The 19,305-nt window shown below is 41.1% G+C and carries 15 protein-coding genes, 2 tRNA genes and 1 other annotated feature; of the genes, 1 reads left to right on the forward strand and 16 read right to left on the reverse strand.

Annotated features, from left to right (window positions below):
* Window positions 1-25 precede the first annotated feature (25 nt).
* The 15 genes from epsC to CTY48_RS11295 form a co-directional block, all read right to left on the reverse strand.
* The gene (gene epsC, locus CTY48_RS11225) at window positions 26-685 is read right to left on the reverse strand and encodes a serine O-acetyltransferase EpsC (protein WP_099468579.1); all 660 of its coding nucleotides are present in this window, start codon (window positions 683-685) and stop codon (window positions 26-28) included.
* 98 nt (window positions 686-783) lie between these two features.
* Window positions 784-1,003, reverse strand: a binding site (T-box leader).
* Window positions 1,004-1,048: 45 nt separating this feature from the next.
* Window positions 1,049-2,212, reverse strand: coding sequence for a GNAT family N-acetyltransferase (locus tag CTY48_RS11230; protein WP_099468580.1), 1,164 nt, complete (start codon window positions 2,210-2,212; stop codon window positions 1,049-1,051).
* A 44-nt stretch (window positions 2,213-2,256) separates the two neighbouring features.
* Complete coding sequence (ispF, locus tag CTY48_RS11235; RefSeq protein ID WP_099468581.1) at window positions 2,257-2,823, reverse strand: 2-C-methyl-D-erythritol 2,4-cyclodiphosphate synthase; 567 nt, start codon at window positions 2,821-2,823, stop codon at window positions 2,257-2,259.
* A 165-nt stretch (window positions 2,824-2,988) separates the two neighbouring features.
* A tRNA-Met gene (locus tag CTY48_RS11240) sits at window positions 2,989-3,062 on the reverse strand.
* A 25-nt stretch (window positions 3,063-3,087) separates the two neighbouring features.
* Window positions 3,088-3,160: transfer RNA gene (locus tag CTY48_RS11245), tRNA-Val, on the reverse strand.
* 148 nt (window positions 3,161-3,308) lie between these two features.
* Window positions 3,309-3,488, reverse strand: coding sequence for a hypothetical protein (locus tag CTY48_RS11250; RefSeq protein ID WP_099468582.1), 180 nt, complete (start codon window positions 3,486-3,488; stop codon window positions 3,309-3,311).
* 94 nt (window positions 3,489-3,582) lie between these two features.
* Window positions 3,583-4,242, reverse strand: coding sequence for a hypothetical protein (locus CTY48_RS11255; RefSeq protein ID WP_099468583.1), 660 nt, complete (start codon window positions 4,240-4,242; stop codon window positions 3,583-3,585).
* 648 nt (window positions 4,243-4,890) lie between these two features.
* Window positions 4,891-5,739: a carbohydrate ABC transporter permease gene (locus tag CTY48_RS11260; RefSeq protein ID WP_099468584.1), complete on the reverse strand. Its 849-nt coding sequence runs from the start codon at window positions 5,737-5,739 to the stop codon at window positions 4,891-4,893.
* Entirely contained in the window at window positions 5,739-6,635 is an 897-nt protein-coding gene (locus tag CTY48_RS11265; protein WP_099468585.1) for a carbohydrate ABC transporter permease, read from the reverse strand. Before CTY48_RS11265 ends, CTY48_RS11260 begins: the two co-directional genes overlap by 1 nt.
* Window positions 6,636-6,716: 81 nt before the next feature.
* The gene (locus CTY48_RS11270) at window positions 6,717-8,003 is read right to left on the reverse strand and encodes an ABC transporter substrate-binding protein (RefSeq protein ID WP_180272712.1); all 1,287 of its coding nucleotides are present in this window, start codon (window positions 8,001-8,003) and stop codon (window positions 6,717-6,719) included.
* Between the two features lie 367 nt (window positions 8,004-8,370).
* Complete coding sequence (locus tag CTY48_RS11275; protein ID WP_099468587.1) at window positions 8,371-10,134, reverse strand: cache domain-containing sensor histidine kinase; 1,764 nt, start codon at window positions 10,132-10,134, stop codon at window positions 8,371-8,373.
* A complete protein-coding gene (locus CTY48_RS11280; protein ID WP_099468588.1) occupies window positions 10,134-10,901 on the reverse strand; it encodes a response regulator transcription factor in 768 nt (255 codons plus the stop codon). The genes CTY48_RS11275 and CTY48_RS11280 overlap by 1 nt, the downstream gene beginning before the upstream one ends.
* An 86-nt stretch (window positions 10,902-10,987) precedes the next feature.
* Complete coding sequence (locus tag CTY48_RS11285) at window positions 10,988-11,836, reverse strand: sugar phosphate isomerase/epimerase family protein (RefSeq protein ID WP_099468589.1); 849 nt, start codon at window positions 11,834-11,836, stop codon at window positions 10,988-10,990.
* Between the two features lie 21 nt (window positions 11,837-11,857).
* Window positions 11,858-13,012, reverse strand: coding sequence for a Gfo/Idh/MocA family protein (locus CTY48_RS11290; RefSeq protein ID WP_099468590.1), 1,155 nt, complete (start codon window positions 13,010-13,012; stop codon window positions 11,858-11,860).
* 3 nt (window positions 13,013-13,015) lie between these two features.
* Window positions 13,016-14,032: a Gfo/Idh/MocA family protein gene (locus CTY48_RS11295; protein ID WP_099470140.1), complete on the reverse strand. Its 1,017-nt coding sequence runs from the start codon at window positions 14,030-14,032 to the stop codon at window positions 13,016-13,018.
* 303 nt (window positions 14,033-14,335) lie between these two features.
* On the opposite strand from CTY48_RS11295, the gene CTY48_RS11300 reads away from it, so the two are divergent.
* On the forward strand, window positions 14,336-15,181 hold the full coding sequence (locus CTY48_RS11300) for an AraC family transcriptional regulator (protein ID WP_099468591.1): 846 nt from the start codon (window positions 14,336-14,338) through the stop codon (window positions 15,179-15,181).
* A 273-nt stretch (window positions 15,182-15,454) separates the two neighbouring features.
* On the opposite strand, the gene CTY48_RS11305 is transcribed toward CTY48_RS11300, so the two are convergent.
* Entirely contained in the window at window positions 15,455-19,204 is a 3,750-nt protein-coding gene (locus tag CTY48_RS11305) for a phosphoribosylformylglycinamidine synthase (RefSeq protein WP_236354896.1), read from the reverse strand.
* Window positions 19,205-19,305 lie beyond the last annotated feature (101 nt).

The following is a 19,305-nucleotide window of genomic DNA, read 5'->3' on the forward strand; positions in this document are numbered from 1 at the left end:
TCTCCTTTTTCTACCTGTATTATTTCTATTCTGCTTTCATGCATTGTTTTTTCAATAATTCCACATCTTTTCGAAGCTCCTCATTTTCCTCCCTAAGCTGCATCAAGTCGCTTAACACCGGGTCAGGCAGATGAACCTGATCCATATCGCTTCTTGGAATTTTTATATTATCCTGCTTTACAATTCGCCCCGGAACACCTACAACGGTGCAATTGGGAGGCACTTCCTTCAACACAACAGAGCCTGCTCCAATCTTTGAATTTTCTCCGATTGTAAAGGAACCAATTATCTTTGCCCCCGCGCTTACCATAACGTTATCCCTTAAAGTCGGGTGGCGTTTTCCGGTTTCTTTTCCGGTTCCACCAAGCGTTACCCCCTGATAAAGGGTGACATTGTCGCCTATAATCGTGGTTTCACCTATGATGACTCCGCTTCCGTGGTCAATAAACAAGCCTTTTCCTATGGAAGCGCCCGGATGTATCTCAATTCCGGTCTTTCTCGTCGCTCTCTGGGATATCCATCTCGCCAGGAAATAATGTCCTCCTGTATATAATTTATGTGCTAATCTATAATGTAGCATCACCTTGAAGCTGGGATACAAAAGCACCTCCCAAGGCGTCTTTATCGCAGGGTCCCTCTCTGTTATCACATCGATTTCTTCTTTTATATAACGAAATATACCCATACTAGAATCTCCTTATATAATACTATAATAGATTTGGTAAAGGTAAGATATGCAAAAGATATTTTACCTATACAAAATAAACCCCGTCTCATATCAAATTTAGAGACGAAGTTTATCCGCGGTTCCACTCTATGTAGAGGTATTTTCATACCTATCACTCATACACGTAACATGTGTCACTCGTATCAGGCTACTGTCCTTCACCCAATCTGCTCATGGAGGCACATTCATTTCTCAAAATATAAGAACTGCTTTCAGCCTGCGGCAATCCCTCTCTGCTATTTTTGACAAATTACTCTTTCCAATCTCTGCATTTACCTAGTATAGTTTATTCAAAAAAACCTGTTTTGTCAACTTTATTTCCTAAACAAATTCATTTAAAAAGATGGGTTCAAATTTTATTATTTTACTAATTTTATCAAGGGTGTGCTCCTCTGCCTTTTCGATTACCGACTTCGGAATTTCATTATAAAAACAAATGGCACTTAACTCTCTGATTGTAAGCATAATTTCAGGTATTTCCTCCACTGCCTCCACCTTGGAATGATGCATTCCTATATGAATAGAGAATATACCATTATTTTGCTCAATAAAGGAATCCTCCAACTTTACAATAAGTTCTATAGGACTTGTTGCCGTTAAATATCTCACGAACTTCTCCAGCGATACAATTCGAACCATCGTTGCCGGCTTTGTCACAATATTTTTAAAATCGTCCTCGTTTAAAAAATCAAACGCAGTGACGTTTATCTCCTTCTCAAAACCTTCGAATTTTTTCGCCAACACGCTAGGAAACTCACTTCTATACTGAGGCAGGCATACCGGTTCCATCACCTCGATGGAATCGTATTCCCCATAAAAGAAATAACCCACCAATATATTTCCATCGTACACGCATACAATCTCGCCATGCTCCGCTTGAAACTGGGTTTTGAGCATTTCATAATACCTATAATCGCGATGTGCAAAAACACTGTAATGTTCCAGCAATATCTCTTCTGAAAAACGTGCCAGCTCCTTCATCTCCTTCTCAGAAGGATTTACACAGCGAAGACTCGTTTCTTCATTGTTTCCCACCAGAACGCCCTTGTTCTGATAGTAGACTGACACAAAATCAAAGCCTACGTAGTACTCCTCTTTTGCAGGCATCAAGTAGGTAAGAGGCTCCTGATTGTCATACATCTGCTGCAATGCCGCCTCCAAAACAGTCCGCATCAGACCCTGCCTGCGGTATTCCTCAAGCGTCGCAACTCCAACAATATAGTGAGCCGGAACAATTGCAGCTCCAAGGTGTATCTGATACGGATTAAGCTGAGCCATAGAAAGAATTTGCTCGTTCTCCCTTGCCACCCATATGCTGTTGTCCGCTATCTTATTGTTATAATAAAAATCTGTAAATTCCTTGCTGTCTTCACCAAAGGTTGTCTCCCATAAAGAGCGGGTATCCCCATGCTCCTTATAAGTTAAGGACTGTATCTGAATTCCTTCTTCCTGCTTCTTGGACTTATTATTTCTTTTAAAAATCATAGTTTCCTCCCTTTGCCTGATTGCATACAGCAGTAACCGTCGCTTTATTCCTGATTATGTTTCGGGCATCCCGAACAGCCATTGCAACCACCGCAAGCTGGAAAACTTCTTGCAGAGCTTTCCTCATACCGATAATCTGCAACCGTGTTCAGCGCACAGATTGCGTGAGCGGAAATTCCCTGTCCGCTTCCTGTAAAACCTAAGCCTTCCTCTGTCGTCGCTTTGATATTCACACTGCCCACCGGTATTTTCAAAGCGTTCGCCACGTTTTCCACCATCTGTGGAATGTATCCCAAGAGCTTTGGCTTCTGTGCTATTATTGTTGCATCAATATTTTCAATAATATACATTTTTTCTTCAATTAATTCAGCCACACGCTCCAAAAGCACAATACTGGACGCCCCCTTGTATGTCGGATCCGTATCCGGAAAATGCTTTCCGATATCGCCGAGTGCCGCTGCTCCTAATATCGAATCCATAATCGCATGCACAATTACATCGGCATCTGAGTGCCCTAACAGTCCCTTTTCATACGGAACCGTTACACCCCCTAATATCAAATCTCTACCTTCTATCAATTTATGGACATCATATCCCATTCCTATTCTCATGAAGTTCCTCCTGTTGTTTTCATGCGAGTGTGTATTTACCTAAAAAAGTGTGAGTTTTTCTTGCATTCGTGCGCATAAATAGTTTTTTTTATCATAGGAAAATTAAAGCAATTTCTTATGATACAAAAAAACCCAACATAACAAGTGTTATATTAGGTATTCTAGTAGCGGAAATTGGACTTGAACCAACGACACCACGGGTATGAACCGTGTGCTCTAGCCAGCTGAGCTATTCCGCCATATCGGTATTTATATAATTAATTATGGGACCAATAGGGCTCGAACCTATGACCCTCTGCTTGTAAGGCAGATGCTCTCCCAGCTGAGCTATGATCCCATAAACTGAGACAGGCTTTGTTACACCTGCCTTGCTAGTATACTAATTATCATACACTTTGTCAATACCTTTTTTCTAATTTTACTAATTTTTCACCCAATTCAACCATGTCCTATATTTTCAGAAATACAAGGCATATTGGCACACATCATTCCCCATATTTTCCATCAAACCAAAATTCCAAGCCGCATTTAATACATCTATGTCTGTAATGCTCTTTCTCGTTAATCTGCTTTGTATCGCCTGTGTAACGAAGCGCTGCTCCCTCACAGATTGGGCACATTCTTGTTCTTCCTGTTTTAATCGTATATCCACCAACGGTCTGCATAGATAATCCCTCTCTTCTTCTTTTGTCTAACACCTCTTATTTTTTTAATGTTACCATATTTTTTTATTTTCAACAAGGGTTATCTATCGCAAATTTACTTCGTGTATGTCCCATCAAACGACACACCGCTTGCATTTGCTGTATTCTCCGCCACCGTGATGCTGTCACCCTCATTTGTAAAAGTAACCTTATAGCCGCTTTCTTCCTCATAAACCGCCTCTTTGCCCTCTGCCTGTGCCACACCGGTCACAGAAAAATTTCCTTCCTTACTTGTCAGTGTAAATTCAAAGGAATTGGCATCTGCCGGAAGTAGCACAAGGGAAGCTGTCTCGCTTTCATAAGTATCATCCCAGTTTACCTGTGAATCCTGACTTTCATCATACAGAGTGAACTCAGAATACGGAGCAATTGTCTTGTCCTCCTTATATGCAAAGAGCTCCCCTGATACCTTATTTACCGCTACTCCCATAGAAAGCGCATTTCCATCTTGAAGGACTTTAAACACATAATAATTTTGCTCATCCACCGTGATATCGTCTTCCTTCTCCACGGAATACACCGTTGTATCAAGCCGCTCTGACACGAGCTGCTGCGCCGACTTCTCGTCAATCTCGCTTATTTCATCTGTCCCCTTTGTATTATCTACCTGAACAGTTTCACTTGTATTTTCATTTTCATAGGCTTTTTGACTGCTGCAGCCTGCTATCGTCACAATTGATATCGAAACCAATAATAGAGTTGCTAGTTTTTTCATAAATAAATGTACCTCTCTTTCTTTAACATAATTTCATTATACCAGCAAAAATATACTTTACAATTGAAAAAAATATACTTTTTTCTTACAACTTTCTGGTGGTTCCGGCTTCACTATATTCTCATACCTATTGCAGACAATACATTATTAATTTCCTGATACCCACAGTATACTCCAATTGCGAGTCTCCTCCCTTGATTTAAAAAATAATGCGCAGAATCTTTTTCCAAAAACATTTCCCAAAGAAAAGACCTCATGTAAAAGTTTTCTCTTCTACACAAGGTCTAAAACAATAGCGTATAAATTTTTAACCCACGCTTTCATAAAAACTCTAATGACACCTTTTATTGCTCTTATGGACCAGATACTTTTCTTTAATGAGATAATATATTCTCTTTTTATCTTTCCATATAATTAGCAGTTATCTTATTTCGATATTCCGTTGCCGGAACTCCCAGTATTTTTTAACATTTCAGAAAAATGTACTATATGTATAAAAGCTATGCGCTCTGCAATGTCTTTAATCCGATAATCTGGATCTCTTAACGCTTCCCTGCTTCTTTTATCCTAAAATCAATTAATATTTCAGATAAATTTTCCCTGTATGTTGGTTTAACAGATTACTAAGATACCTCTGGTTTCTGAGCGTTATCCCTTTACACTTCCTGCTGATACTCCCTCCACAAAATATTTCTGTGCCGAGAAAAACAAAATAGTTCCAGGAAGGAGCGAAAGTACCGACATAGCCAGAACCTGATTCCAATTAGCTGCTGCAGTTGCATCCAATGACATTCTCAGAGCCAGCACAATCGGAAACTTGCTGACACTATTGATATATATTAACGAATTGAAGAAATCGTTCCATGTCCAAATAAACTGGAAGATAGCGGCTGAAAATAGCGCCGGTTTCATTAACGGAATCAAAATACGCCAATACAACTGAAAGGTATTACAGCCATCAATCTTGGCTGCTTCATCCAATGCAACCGGAATACCCCTAAAAAATTGAACCATCATGTATATAAAAAATGGGTAGCAGGCAAATAATGCCGGCATGGAAAAAGGTAAATAACTGTTCAGCCATTCAAGCTTGTTGTATAGAATATACCGCGGAATGATCAAAACAGAATTCGGCAGCATCAGGGTAGAGATCATGAGCATAAATAATATCTTTTTTCCCCGAAAGCGAAAACGCGCAAAGCCATAAGCAACCAATGAACAGGATAACACTGTAAATAGAACTGTGGGGATAACCATCTTAAAGGTATTACTATAAAATTGGGTATAGGTAACTCCCCCGATTCCCTTCCAGCCTTTTATAAAAGAATCCCATACAGGTTTTGCCGGTAATAAAGCAGTTGAGCCAAAGATTTCAACATTAGTTTTAAATGACGAGAACAGCATCCATATCAGCGGATAAAGCATTACTACTCCAATACTAATCATAACCACGTGGGTTATGATTGCTACAGTTTGTTTTCTTCCTTTTTTATTCATCAAAACTCACCTCCATCTTCATAATAGGTGGCAGCTTCTGAAAAGCGGAAAAATACAGCCGTGAAGATTAAAATAATAATAAATAAAATCCATGAAAGGGCACTGGCATAACCAATTTTAAAATATTTAAAAGCCTCGTCATAAAGCTTCAGTGCATAAAGGTAGGTTGAATTCAATGGTCCGCCGTTTGTAATTACAAAAGCTCCGGTAAAATCCTGGAACGCATTTACCAATTGCATAAGGATATTAAAGAACAGAACTGAGGTTATCATGGGCAGGGTAATCTTAAAGAACATGTGGATACGTCCAGCACCATCGATTAAAGCTGCTTCATACAAATCTTCCGGAACCTGTTTAAGTGCGGCAAGAAACAGAACCATAGACGAGCCAAACTGCCATACACTCAGAAGGCTTAAGGTAAATAAGGAAAATTGCGGATCCGACAGCCATGGAACAGAGGATATCCCCAGTCCGTTCAGCATCTGGTTCACTAATCCGCCAGACATAAACAAAAACCTCCAAAGGATGGCAATTGCAACACTGCCTCCGAAAATAGACGGAATATAGTATATTGTCCGATAAAAATTGATTCCTTTCAGCTTCTGGTTCAAAATAACAGCTACAATTAAAGCAGCAAGGATTTTCATTGGCAGTGACATAAAGACGTACTTCATTGTATTGCCCAGAGAAATGTAGAACAACGGATCCTCCGTAAATATGGTAGTATAGTTTTTGAGTCCTACAAAGGTCGGGGTATTGGTAATGCTATACTCTGTAAAAGAATAGTACAGGGATGCCCCCAACGGATAAAGTTGAAAAATAAGAAAGCCCAGTATCCACGGGAGAATGTATAGGTAACCAATATTGTTCCATTTTTTTTGTTTTTTCTTTATCATATTATGCAACCTCATATCATTTTTTTACAAAAGAACCCAGCCGGGATGATGCCTAGGCCGGGTTCGGGAGCTAAATGTCTGTTACTTAACTGTATCCATCTTTGCCTGTACGTCAGTAAGGAATTTGTCAGCAGCCTGTTCCGGCGTAATCTGACCATAAACTACTTGCTCGCAAATATCCTTGGCGATATCACCGACTTCGCTGTTGAACTCAACCAAAGGTACTGGAGCAGCAGGATTCGCTTCTGCCCATTCCAACATGTCGGAGATTTCACTGGTGATGGCACCACCATCCACAAGTGCATTAAATGCTTGACTGTTATTCGGAACAGAACGCTGGGTTCCAAGCAGTAGTGCTGCGTCCGGATCACTCGTTAGCCAATTTGCAAAGTGAGTGGCTACCTCAACGTTTTCAGAGCGGGAACTTACACCCAGTCCCATGCCGGCAACAAGTCGGATTTCCTTATTATCCCCTTCTTTTGCGAAAGGAGGCATACCAACAGCAAACTGTCCTTCCGGTAAAGAGTCCTTATACTTTCCTACCGTTGCAGTCCAGTCAACGGTAAAACCAATCTCGCCATTTATCCACTTTGGATTTTGCTCCATTTGACCTGTGAAAAGACTAGCCTCACCAAGGGGCTGTGCTGTACCACTTGTAAATAGCTGCTGCAAAATATCAAAAGCATTGGTTAACTCTTCCTTCGTGGCAACAACCTTCCCACTATCATCTGCCCAGTAGTGACCATATTTGGAATATACATAAGCATTTAAAATAAAGGGACAAATACCACCGGTTGTAGTTCCTGATTCGATAGCAAAAAGGAAGTCATTCGGGTCTTCTTTATTAATCTTTCCGCCAATATCAATCATGTCTTCCCATGTCCACACCGTATCCACAGACAGATTATGCATATCAAAGAAAGCCTTGTTAATCATAATACCAAATCCGCTGCTGTTCATTGGCAGTCCGATAACCTTACCATTTACTGTCATGTAATCGTCAATGGCAGACTTCTGGAACAGAGAAAGGTCTACCATATCAGTACTTGCCATGTCCACAAACAAATCTTCCTGTCCTGCCCATTCTGGATTCCAGTAATAGTCGAGCTGCATCAGATCAGGCTCAGTACCACCAGAAAACTGAGTCATTAATTTCTGCTGATAACCGTCATATCCCTGATATTCGCCTTCAATCTTAACATTAGGATATAACTCCATGTATTTGCCGATTGCATTCAATGTTGCTTCATGCCGTGCATCAGAACCCCACCAAGCAAATCGAAGGGTTACATCTCCTACATCAGCGGGAGAAAATTCTCCACTCTTTGCTTCATCCGTCTTCGCTTCGGACTGGGTGTCAGTGACCATGCTCTGCTGTTCGGTTGGCGAAGGTGATGCTGCTTGCTCAGTTGCCTGCTTCGAACAGCCAACTAAAGTCCCCACAAGTAACACAAAAGCCAATAACATACTTAGTTTCTTTTTGTTCATATTCCTTTATCCTCCTTTAAATAAGCTTAATACATTGAACATAATATCTTGCTTTCACAAATTATTCTACACTCCATTGTGTAATATTAATAGATAGCAAGATTGTTGTTTCTTATCCTTGAAAATCCAAACAAAAAGCCAACCAATCATTTATTGACAAATACTATCATTACTTGCTCATGGTTTATAATGCTCTAATTATCTGGAGCCGCTTATACCTTTCAAAAAAGGTACCATATCTCCTATTTTAAAGTATCTCTTTCTCAGTCTTCTCCCTATGTTTGGATAAATTTTGTGGTATCATAAACTCAATACGTGTTTCCTGCCTTGGGATACTAGAGATTTTCAATGCAGAAGACTCCCCGTAAGTTAATATCAGCCGCTTATTCAGGTTAAATAAGCCGATACTCTCCACCGGGGGGTCTTCCCTAAGCATCCATTCACGAATTTGTTGAAGCCGAGCATCAGAAAATCCCGTACCATTATCCGTGACAGAAAAAAACACACATTCTTCTTCCTGTACAATTTTTATTTCTATTTTTCCTAAATCCATATCATTCAAACCGTGGGACAGGCTGTTTTCCACCAGAGGCTGAAGTAGGAACTTGATGCATTTGATTTCGTGAGTGTCAACCTTTATCTCCCACTCTACATGAAAAACATCATCAAACCTCATTTGCTGAATCTCAAGATATTTTTGTGTGTTTTTTATTTCATCTTCTAAGTCAACATATCGATCAGAATTTACTAATGTATAGTACAATACGTTGGCCAGAAGATCAATCATACGGCTGGCCTCATTGGGATCACCTGTCAGCTTTATCGTCTTCCAAAAAATATTTTTTAGTGTATTGAATAAAAAATGTGGGTTGAGCTGTGACTGCAAAAAAGAAAAATACATTGTTTCCAACCGGTACTTCTTCTCAACTAACTGCCTGTCCAATGCAGCTCTCTCAAGAAAACCCTTGACAATGCTCTGAGTAATATATCCATAAACATCAGTGGAAGGCTTTATATTGGGCAGTTCCCTATCATTTTCAGCTGCCTCCACTAGCTGGAGAATTATACCTATGTCTTTCGTATTTCTGCGAGTGACCATAAAAGCAATCGTACCACCAAGAAAAAGTGCTGTAACAATTGCTGCAATAACCAGATGAAGAATATCCCAAGACTGCTGGTATAGGGAAGCCCGTGACACAAGTGATAAATAGGTTATCCCATAGGCATCGTTATTTTCACTAGCAATATAATATAATTTTTTTAAAGCGGCAATATCGACATGGTCACGCACAGAAAACAATCCTGAATCTCCGGCCATACTAAGAATTTCTCCTGAGCTGTTTAGGAGCAGAATATTCTGCTCAGGATAGGAGAGATACTCACTATAAAAATCATTCAAATACTCCAATTGTGTGTTCAGAACCAGTACACCAATAGGTTTTGTCTTATTTGATGCATAGATACGTTTGTATATACTAAGGACGTCTGTGGAATAAGAGGTCATTCCATAGGAACTGATGCTTCGCAGTTCAAGCCACTGCTTCTGCCTCAAAGGGATACTGCGTGCCTGTTCCAGCCACGCAGTATCCCGGAAATTAGAAACATTTGCCAACCCTACAAAGGAAGCAAAAAAATTGTTATGCGTATTATCCAGATAAATATAAAGTGAATGAATATACGCCTTGGTATTCACGTTAGAATCCACAAAGGTTTTAATCATATAGGAAGTGTCCATTTGCTCCTTGTCAGAGTATCCATTTTCTAGTAATGCTTCCAACTGCAGCATGACATGCGGTGTGATACTGTAGTTCAGGCTCTGGGCATCTGCTTCGCTAAATATCAGTTCCGTACTTTCCCTAATGCGGCTTACTGTCTGGATATTGATATCATTAATTGCCTTTTGCGCGCTGGAATTTATGATATAGACCGCTATCCAGCCCAGCAATACAATAACCAGAATAACCGGCAGTGTCACAAGTAGAAAATTTCTTAAAAAAAATCGTTGTTTCATTATAAATTTTCCTCATCTTCCGGGAGAATACGCCCCATTTTTTCAAAACGGAATTCTCGTGGTGAAACTCCATAGTACTTCTTAAAAGAGCGCGTAAAGTTGACGGGATTGGCATAACCGAACATCGTACTTATTTCATATATTTTATAGCGCAAATCTGTTAACATTTCTGATGCAAGCTGCATTTTATATACAGATACATAATTAGAAAAGCTCATATCTGTCTTCTGTTTAAAATAACGACTTACATAAGAAGCACTCATGTATACCTTTGCGGCTGCTTCCTCCAAATTGGCACCTGCAGTATTTTGTCTCACATATTCTTTAATTTGGGCTATTATCTTGTCTTCCTCAGCCGCATTCGCATCTGCGATAGAACACCTCTCATCCAACTGCTTCTTAAGGCGGCCAAATATCTGTATCAGCTCTTCATATTCGGTTGTCTTTGGTATATAGTCAGTACATTTGTATTTCAATGCCTGACGTACATATTCAAATTCATCATGTGCACTGAAAAGAATCACCAGCGGTGGCTGTTCAAATGTCATTGTTGACAGTTCCCGAGCAAGATCGATTCCTGTCATGCCCGGCATAATAACATCGCTTACAATTATATCAACAGGGTTTGATTTTATATATTCAAGCGCTGCCACAGCTCCCGTAAACTGACCCACAACCGAAAGGCCTAGATTAGCCCACGGAAAAAACTGTGCAAAACCTGTGCTGATTTCCTTCTCATCATCTATAATTATTATCTTATAAGTCATATCACACCATCCTTTTTTTACTATACCATCATCATATATGAGTATCTCAACGACCGCAATAGTAACTTATTTGGTTTTGTTAAAACTTATATTTTTTTCAGTATGCTTTCTAAGGCTTTATATGCTAAAGTGAAGGCTTCTTCGCCGTTCATCTTTTTCTTACCGGAAGCACTTTGCTCTAAGGCACTGAATCCTGCAAAGTCGCTTAGATGAGGCTCAAGAGATAAGAAACCTTTATATCCGCCAGCTTTGAACAGTCTTAGGATCTCTTCTACATGTCCGTCTCCCATACCCGCCGGAACCACACCTGCATCAGAACACCGCGCATCCTTTATATGTATATATGCAATGTAAGGTTGCAGTATCCTATAGGCTTCTCGTGTATCTTGCTTGCACTGGACAAAATTGGCAAAGTCAAAGACTGCTTTAAAATGCTCTCCATAGAATTCCTTCATGATTTCCAGACAACGCTCCGCAGCATCTGCGTAAATATCCTTTTCATTCTCATGAAGAAGTACAATATTACTGGCTTTTGCATAATCTACAAACTGTCCCAGTTGTTCCATAACCTTCCCCCTGTAAGGAGCATAGCTTTCATTCTCAGGCATAAAAAAGCTGAACATACGGATATAAGGTGCTTCCATCTCTTGAGCAATTTCCACTGTGTGCTTGTAAATCTCCATGTGAGGGGCAAAAGCATCGGTGATTTTTATCTTGCCTATAGGGGAGCCCACAGAGGATAAACGGATTCCCTCCCCCTCTAGCTGCTTCTTAATTTCCCTTACTTCATTCATGGAATACTCCACTAGTCCTTTCCCATTGACCCCGCGCATCTCCACATAATGTATACCCAGCTTCTTTAATACTTCTATCTGCTTTCCTAAATCCATATCAATCTCATCTGCAAAACCAGATAATTGAATTCCTTCCCACATGATTGTTTCTCCTCTCTACTATTAATAACTTCCTTCTGTATCAAACACTATACCGGTGCCTTCTTTTTTTCTGGATTTCCTACGACGCTTATTAAGCTCTTCAAGAAATAAGTCCTCATCAAAAGGAAGATCCACTTTCTGATTTAACCAGCTAGACAAATGCATGGCATTTGATAATGCAAGCCCATTAATTCCTTCCACACCTTCTGCAACTAGAGGCGTTCCATAAAGAATTTTTCTTCCAAATGCCTTTAATACTCCTACATGTTGTTCATTTATCCCGTCTGTCTGAACCTCTGTCACCACACATTCCGGGGTATCAAATCCACCCTTTGCTGATCTACAAAAGGTACGCTCGTTTTCCACCAGTTTATGAAGCATAAGCTTGTTATCTTCACAAACCAGCTTACCCATTTCCAGAGTAATTTCGAACCGATTGGTTCCCGGTGCATCTGCCGTAGTAGTAACAAAAACTCCTGTAGCTCCGTTTGAATACTCCATATAAGCCGTAACGTCATCTTCCACTTCAATGTCATGCCACTTCCCATTGTGGCAGAATGCCTGTACCTTGCTTGGCATTCCACAGATCCACTGGAGTAAGTCTATGTTGTGAGGACACTGGTTTAACAATACACCGCCGCCTTCTCCCTCCCAAGTTGCCCTCCAGCTTCCCGAATCATAGTAGGACTGGGTACGGTACCAATCTGTCACAATCCAGTTGACCCGCTTAATGGCTCCCAACTCTCCACCTATAACAAGCTCATGCATTTTACGGTAAATACAGTTTGTTCTCTGGTTAAACATCATGCCAAAGACCCTGCCGCTCTTAACAGCGGCTTCATTCATCTCTCTGACTTGCTTTGTGTAAACCCCTGCTGGTTTTTCACACATCACATGCAATCCATGATTCATGGCGTCCATTGACAGCTCGGGATGTTGGTAATGAGGCACTACAATTAAAACCCCGTCACATACTCCGGCTACTATCAGCTCCTTCCCTTCCGCAAAAATAGCAACTGACTTAGGCAAATGCTCCAGTGCCCAAGCCCTTCTGCTCTCCTGTCGATCTGCCACCGCAGTCACTTCTATCTCCGGAACTTTTCCCTCCAGAATATTCTTTACATGAACAGTTCCCATGTTTCCAATTCCTATAATTCCCAATTTTACCTTTTCCATAGCCTATCTCCTTTTATTTCTTGCAGAATCATAAATATCTATCATTGTATCGAAGGTAGTCCGAACCGAGTCCAGATCATTTCTGTAAACCTTCCCCGTTTCCAAACAGTCATAAAAATCTCTGATACAGTCTTCGTGACCGCTTCCCCAATAAGTTTTTCCTGGCATAGAAGCCTTCCTAGCCTTCCATACCAGAGGTTCCTGCTGCGCCTCTGTCTGATATTGGACAACGTTTCCTTCCAGACGGACAAAACCTTTTTCACACACAAACTCTAAGAAAACCGGAGCATCTGTAGCATAAGCGGTCGTAGCATAGAAGCTAGCACTTACTGGATCCTCGTCCTCACTGAAACACATATAAACTTCCAGCGTATCCTCTACCTCTATATTACCTTTTAAATGATGGTTACTCATGGTCGCCTCTATTCTTATGGGCTTGCCAAGCCAGGAAAGAAACAAATCCAGAGTGTGAATGGATTGATTGATTAATACTCCTCCACCTGCCTTCTTAAGATTTCCCCTCCATGAGCTTTCCTTATAGTAAGAAGCATCTCTATGCCAGGTCACAAATGCTCTTCCGCCTTTAATCCTACCTAAACTTTCCTGATTTAAAATTTCATTTACCTTTTTGGTTGCTTCATTATACCTGTTCTGAAAACATATACCCAACCTGCTCTTGCTTTGTCCGCAAACTGCAGAAAGCTCCTCAAACTGCTCCCTGCTAATAGCCGGCGGTTTTTCCATAAACACATGAATTCCTTTGTTCAAAGCCACAATTGCCATAGGCACATGGCTATGGTGTGGAGAGCAGATATGTATCACATCAACCTCTTCATTTTCAATCATGTCTTCCAGGGACCCATAAATCTTTGCCTCACCTCCCGTAAAGCGGACCGAATATTCCTCCGCCCGTTTCAAGCGGATATCCACAAATGCGCAGACCTTAACCCGCTTCATTTCACTTAGTACCGCAGCATGTACCTCTCCAATGTTTCCACAGCCGACTATTCCAATCTGCACCACAACTGCCTCCTCTATAACTGCTTCTTACTTTCACAATTATTAACTCTTTTCTTTTTCTTTTTTTTGTGATAGATTTATTGTATACTGTTTTTTATGCCATATGTTTGCGTAAATTGGCTAAAAACATGCATAAATTGTTTGTCAACTGATTTAGATTTAACCTGTGAACTAATATTGTTTTTTAGATAACTGTTTCACAGGGAAAAGTGAAAGATGTTACAATTTTTTACTCACAATTTTATAATTACGTTATTCTCAGCTTAGATGAATAGAAAGCCTACTTAGGAATGGAGTGTAACCATGAAAAATTTAAGCCCTTACCATTACAACAAATTTACTACCCCTTTCACCTGTGACTTTACCACCAGCCAAAGGGCCGGAAATCCGGATTTCCATATGCATAACATTCATGAAATCTACCTACTTATAAATGGTTCAATTCAGTATTTTGTGGAGGATGTCTGCTACGACATGAAACCAGGAAGTCTTATTTTGTTTTCTAATCGTGAGATACATAAGGCCATTAATACTACAAACAAAGCCTTCACTCGTTTGGTTCTCCATGTAAATCCTGCTTTTATTCGCCCTTACTGTACTCCTGACACCAATCTGTTGAATTGTTTCAATCGTGAGCCTGCCACGGACAATATGATCATGCTATCCAAAGAAGAGTGTGAACATTTGGTTTCTATTGCTAATATCCTTCAAGATGCAATTAAAAACCCTTGCTCATACGGCAACGATATCACGGCAATGACCACATTACTTCAGATTCTTGTTCTTATTAACAGAGCTTGGCAAAAAACAAGCTTTTCCAGAACAGCGCCAAAACCCCACCGGGCTCAGTCAATCATGAGTTATATTGACAAAAACTTAGTAACACCTATGACTCTTGATTCTATTTCTAACGCTCTTTCTCTTGATAAATATTATATTAGCCACTTATTCAAATCTGAAACAGAAAGCAGCATTTTCCAGTATATCGTAGTAAAGAGAGTTGCCTTAGCAAAAGAACTACTTTTCCAAGGGCATACAGTTGAAGAGGCGTGTCATTTATCAGGCTTTCATGATTATTCCAACTTTATCCGTACCTTTCGCAAGACTACTGGATACACTCCCGGTCAGTTTAAGCGCATGTCTTTGTAAAAAAAGGATACTACTTCCACACACAATTAACAGTGTATTAAGAAGCAAATATCCCCTTTATCCTGCTTGAATCTCTTTACATGTCATATAAATGCTTATTTCACAAGATTTTCTCCATAGTAAAAGACCTCATACAAAGGATAAATTCCTCTGTACAAGGTCTGTAAAATTTTTTTCTATTCTCTTTTTCCTAAGGCAAATTCAATTTTTTCTGGAAAAGGCTTGGTTGCCTTTCGAGGGAAACCAGAAATACCTTGGGATAATCCTAACTTACTACTTAAAATATTCCACACCAGCCTCAAACAGCTTCATATCCTGCTCGCCGTAGATATTAATCGCAACCGCATCTCCTCTTCGCTCTGAATGTGCCATCTTTCCTAAAACTCTTCCGTCAGGGCTTGTGATACCTTCGATTGCTGCGTAGGAGCCGTTTGGATTCCATTCCTCGTTCATCGTCGGATTTCCGTTTTCGTCCACATACTGGGTTGCAACCTGTCCGTTTTCAAACAACTTCTGGAGCCACTTTTCATTGGCAACGAAGCGTCCTTCTCCGTGAGAAGCCGGATTACAGTAAGTCTTTCCTAACTCTGCCTTTAACAGCCACGGTGAATTGTTCGTCACGACCTTTGTATAAACCATCTTGGATATATGGCGTCCGATTGTGTTCATGGTAAGAGTCGGTGAATCCTCTGTCTGCTCTCTAATCTCTCCGTAAGGCACCAGTCCAAGCTTAATCAACGCCTGAAAACCGTTGCATATGCCAAGTGCCAGACCATCTCTTTGATTGATCAGATCATTTACTGCTTCCTTGATTTTTTCATTGCGAAATGCAGTTGCAAAAAACTTTGCAGAGCCATCCGGTTCATCACCCGCACTGAAGCCGCCCGGGAACATGATAATCTGTGACTTGCGGATGCTCTCCTCAAATTCCTTCACAGAATCTCTGATATCCTCGGCATTTAGATTCTTAAATACCTTTGTGATGACATCCGCACCTGCACGCTCAAATGCACGTGTGCTGTCATACTCGCAGTTTGTACCCGGAAATACCGGAATAAATACGGTAGGTCTTGCAACCTTATTTTTTGCCACATAAATGCTGTCACTCTTAAACAAACCTGTTTTGATTTCCTTCTCCTCTGTGTGAGAGCTTGTTGGAAATACCTTTTCCAGTGTGTTTGTCCAAGCCTTTAGAGCCTCATCCACAGTAATAACGGTATCATGATAAGCAAATACCGACTCTGCTGTAACCTCACCGATTACCGTGAAGCCGCCTGCAAGCTTATCAAGCTTATCCGCTGCAACCTCGGCGATAATTGTTCCAAATTCCACCGCAAATAGTTCCTCTGCCTTTACGCTGTCCTCTATTTTAATCCCCAGCTTATTGCCAAACGCCATCTTGCTCAGAGAAACCGCTGTTCCGTAAGCATCCGTTACATAGGCGGACACAATTGCCTTTTCCTGAATCGCGCTGTGAATTGTTTCATACAATTGCATAATTTTCTCATAAACCGGTAAATCATACTCGTCTTTTTCAATTGTGAATTTTACAAGCTTATTTCCTGCCTGCTTTAACTCCGGTGTGATGATATCCTGGTAGTTTGCTACGTCAACGGCAAAAGAAGTCAGTGTCGGCGGCACATCAATTTCATTAAAGCTTCCTGACATACTGTCTTTTCCGCCGATGGACGGCAGCCCGAATCCCATCTGCGCCTCGTAAGCGCCAAGCAGCGCGGCAAATGGTTCACCCCAGCGTTTCGGGTCCTCTGTCATTCGTTTGAAGTACTCTTGGAATGTAAAACGGATCTTCTTGAAATCTCCGCCTGCTGCCACAATCTTAGCCACGGACTGCAGTACTGCATAAACCGCTCCGTGATATGGACTCCAGCTTGATAAATAAGGGTCAAAGCCGTAGCTCATCATCGTAACCGTATCCGTCTTTCCTTTTAATACAGGCAGCTTTGCCACCATGCATTGTGTCTCCGTGAGCTGATATTTACCGCCGTAAGGCATCAATACAGAGCCTGCACCGATAGAACCGTCAAACATTTCCACCAAGCCCTTTTGAGAGCATACATTCAAATCCTGTAAGGTCATAAGCCATTTATCTTTTACATCGGACACCGGCTGTCCTTTGAAATAATTATTTTCCTGCTCCGGCAGCGTCACTTCGACCTTTGTCTCCTGATGCGCGCCGTTTGTATCTAAAAATGCCCTCGAAATATTTACAATTTCCTTATCTCTCCAAAGCATCACAAGTCTTGGTTCTTTTGTCACCTTGGCAACCTCAATTGCCTCTAGGTTCTCTTCCTTTGCGTATGCCAAAAATTGTGCAACATCTTTCGGATCAACAACAACAGCCATTCTCTCCTGTGATTCAGAAATTGCAATTTCTGTTCCGTCCAAGCCCGCATATTTTTTCGGCACCTTGTCAAGGAAGATATGAAGTCCGTCAGCAAGCTCACCGATTGCAACAGACACACCGCCTGCGCCGAAATCATTACATTTCTTAATGAGTCTGCTTACCTCTTCTCTTCTGAATAATCTCTGAATCTTTCTCTCTGTAGGGGCATTACCCTTTTGTACCTCAGCCCCACACGTCTCAATGGATTCCTCGGTATGAACCTTAGAGGAACCTGTCGCACCGCCACAGCCGTCTCGTCCTGTTCTTCCGCCAAGCAAAATGATAATATCGTCTGGGTCTGAATTCTCTCTGATTACATTTTTTCTCGGTGCCGCACCCATAACCGCTCCGATTTCCATTCTTTTCGCCACGTAGTTTGGATGGTACACTTCTTTTACATAGCCGGTTGCAAGTCCTATCTGGTTACCATAGGAGCTGTAGCCGCTCGCCGCACCTGTCACAATCTTTCTCTGCGGAAGCTTGCCCTTTAAGGTCTGGTCAAGAGAGAGTGTCGGATCGGCAGCTCCCGTCACACGCATCGCCTGATAAACATAGGAACGTCCTGACAACGGATCACGGATTGCTCCTCCAAGACAGGTTGCCGCTCCACCAAACGGTTCAATCTCAGTTGGATGATTATGTGTTTCATTTTTAAAGCTTACAAGCCATTCTTCCTCTTCTTCGTCTATTTTTACCGGAACAACGATACTGCATGCGTTAATCTCGTCAGATTCCTCTAAATCCTGAAGCTTTCCGTCCGCCTTTAATTTCCTTATTGCCATCAAAGCCAAATCCATAAGGCATACAAACTTGTCCTCTCTGCCCTTGAAGATTTCTTCTCTGTCCGCAAGATATTTCTCGTATGTTTTCACAATCGGAGCTTTATAATAGCCATCCCCAAACACCACCTCTTTCAGTTCGGTTGAAAACGTCGTATGGCGGCAGTGATCAGACCAGTAGGTATCAAGTACCCTGATTTCCGTCATGGAAGGATCTCTTTTTTCCTCTGTTTTAAAATAATTCTGAATGTGTAAAAAGTCTTGAAAGGTCATCGCAAGATTCAAGGATGTGTATAACTCCTTCAGCTTTTCCTCACCCATCGCCTGGAAACCGTCAAAAATAATGACATCAGCCGGATCCTCAAATTTGGTCACAAGGGTTTTTGGCTTCGTGAGGTCTGTCTCTCTTGAGTCCACAGGATTAATGCAAAAGCTCTTTATTTGCTCAAACTCGTCCTCCGTAACGTTTCCCTTAATCACGTAAGTAACGGCCGTTTTGATTTCAGGCTCTTCCTCCTCATTCAGCATTTTAACGCACTGAACCGCGGAATCTGCTCTCTGGTCAAACTGTCCCGGAAGATATTCTACGCTGAATACCTTGGAATTTTCGCCAAGCACAAAGCTCTCCTCGTACAAATCATCTACCGGCGGCTCTGAAAAAACAGTCACACATGCCTTTTTGTATGTCTCCTCTGTCAAATTTTCAATATCATAGCGGATTAACACACGTACTCCAGTCACCGTTTTGATGCCTAAGTAGCTGGCTATCTCTTCCTGAAGCTCCTTCGCCTTTACCGCGTAGTCCTTCTTTTTTTCCACATAAATCCGTTTTACACTCATAATTTACCTCCTGCTCAAGCAAGCTCCCGTTTGCGACTTCATCAATCATACACCATATTAATAATATAATACCATAAGATACATCATTAATAAAATTAATA

The organism is Konateibacter massiliensis, from assembly GCF_900184995.1.
Taxonomy (GTDB): Bacteria; Bacillota; Clostridia; order Lachnospirales; family Lachnospiraceae; genus Lachnotalea; species Lachnotalea massiliensis.

What these genes read in the sequence shown, in the direction of transcription:
- CTY48_RS11280 (WP_099468588.1), bottom strand. Translation starts at nt 10,901, where the DNA reads ATGACTTATAAGATAATAATTATAGATGATGAGAAGGAAATCAGCACA.
- CTY48_RS11285 (WP_099468589.1), bottom strand. Translation starts at nt 11,836, where the DNA reads ATGTGGGAAGGAATTCAATTATCTGGTTTTGCAGATGAGATTGATATG.
- CTY48_RS11275 (WP_099468587.1), bottom strand. Translation starts at nt 10,134, where the DNA reads ATGAAACAACGATTTTTTTTAAGAAATTTTCTACTTGTGACACTGCCG.
- CTY48_RS11305 (WP_236354896.1), bottom strand. Translation starts at nt 19,204, where the DNA reads ATGAGTGTAAAACGGATTTATGTGGAAAAAAAGAAGGACTACGCGGTA.
- CTY48_RS11255 (WP_099468583.1), bottom strand. Translation starts at nt 4,242, where the DNA reads ATGAAAAAACTAGCAACTCTATTATTGGTTTCGATATCAATTGTGACG.
- CTY48_RS11290 (WP_099468590.1), bottom strand. Translation starts at nt 13,012, where the DNA reads ATGGAAAAGGTAAAATTGGGAATTATAGGAATTGGAAACATGGGAACT.
- epsC (WP_099468579.1), bottom strand. Translation starts at nt 685, where the DNA reads ATGGGTATATTTCGTTATATAAAAGAAGAAATCGATGTGATAACAGAG.
- CTY48_RS11270 (WP_180272712.1), bottom strand. Translation starts at nt 8,003, where the DNA reads ATGGTCACTGACACCCAGTCCGAAGCGAAGACGGATGAAGCAAAGAGT.
- CTY48_RS11250 (WP_099468582.1), bottom strand. Translation starts at nt 3,488, where the DNA reads ATGCAGACCGTTGGTGGATATACGATTAAAACAGGAAGAACAAGAATG.
- CTY48_RS11300 (WP_099468591.1), top strand. Translation starts at nt 14,336, where the DNA reads ATGAAAAATTTAAGCCCTTACCATTACAACAAATTTACTACCCCTTTC.
- ispF (WP_099468581.1), bottom strand. Translation starts at nt 2,823, where the DNA reads ATGAGAATAGGAATGGGATATGATGTCCATAAATTGATAGAAGGTAGA.
- CTY48_RS11260 (WP_099468584.1), bottom strand. Translation starts at nt 5,739, where the DNA reads ATGAATAAAAAAGGAAGAAAACAAACTGTAGCAATCATAACCCACGTG.
- CTY48_RS11265 (WP_099468585.1), bottom strand. Translation starts at nt 6,635, where the DNA reads ATGATAAAGAAAAAACAAAAAAAATGGAACAATATTGGTTACCTATAC.
- CTY48_RS11230 (WP_099468580.1), bottom strand. Translation starts at nt 2,212, where the DNA reads ATGATTTTTAAAAGAAATAATAAGTCCAAGAAGCAGGAAGAAGGAATT.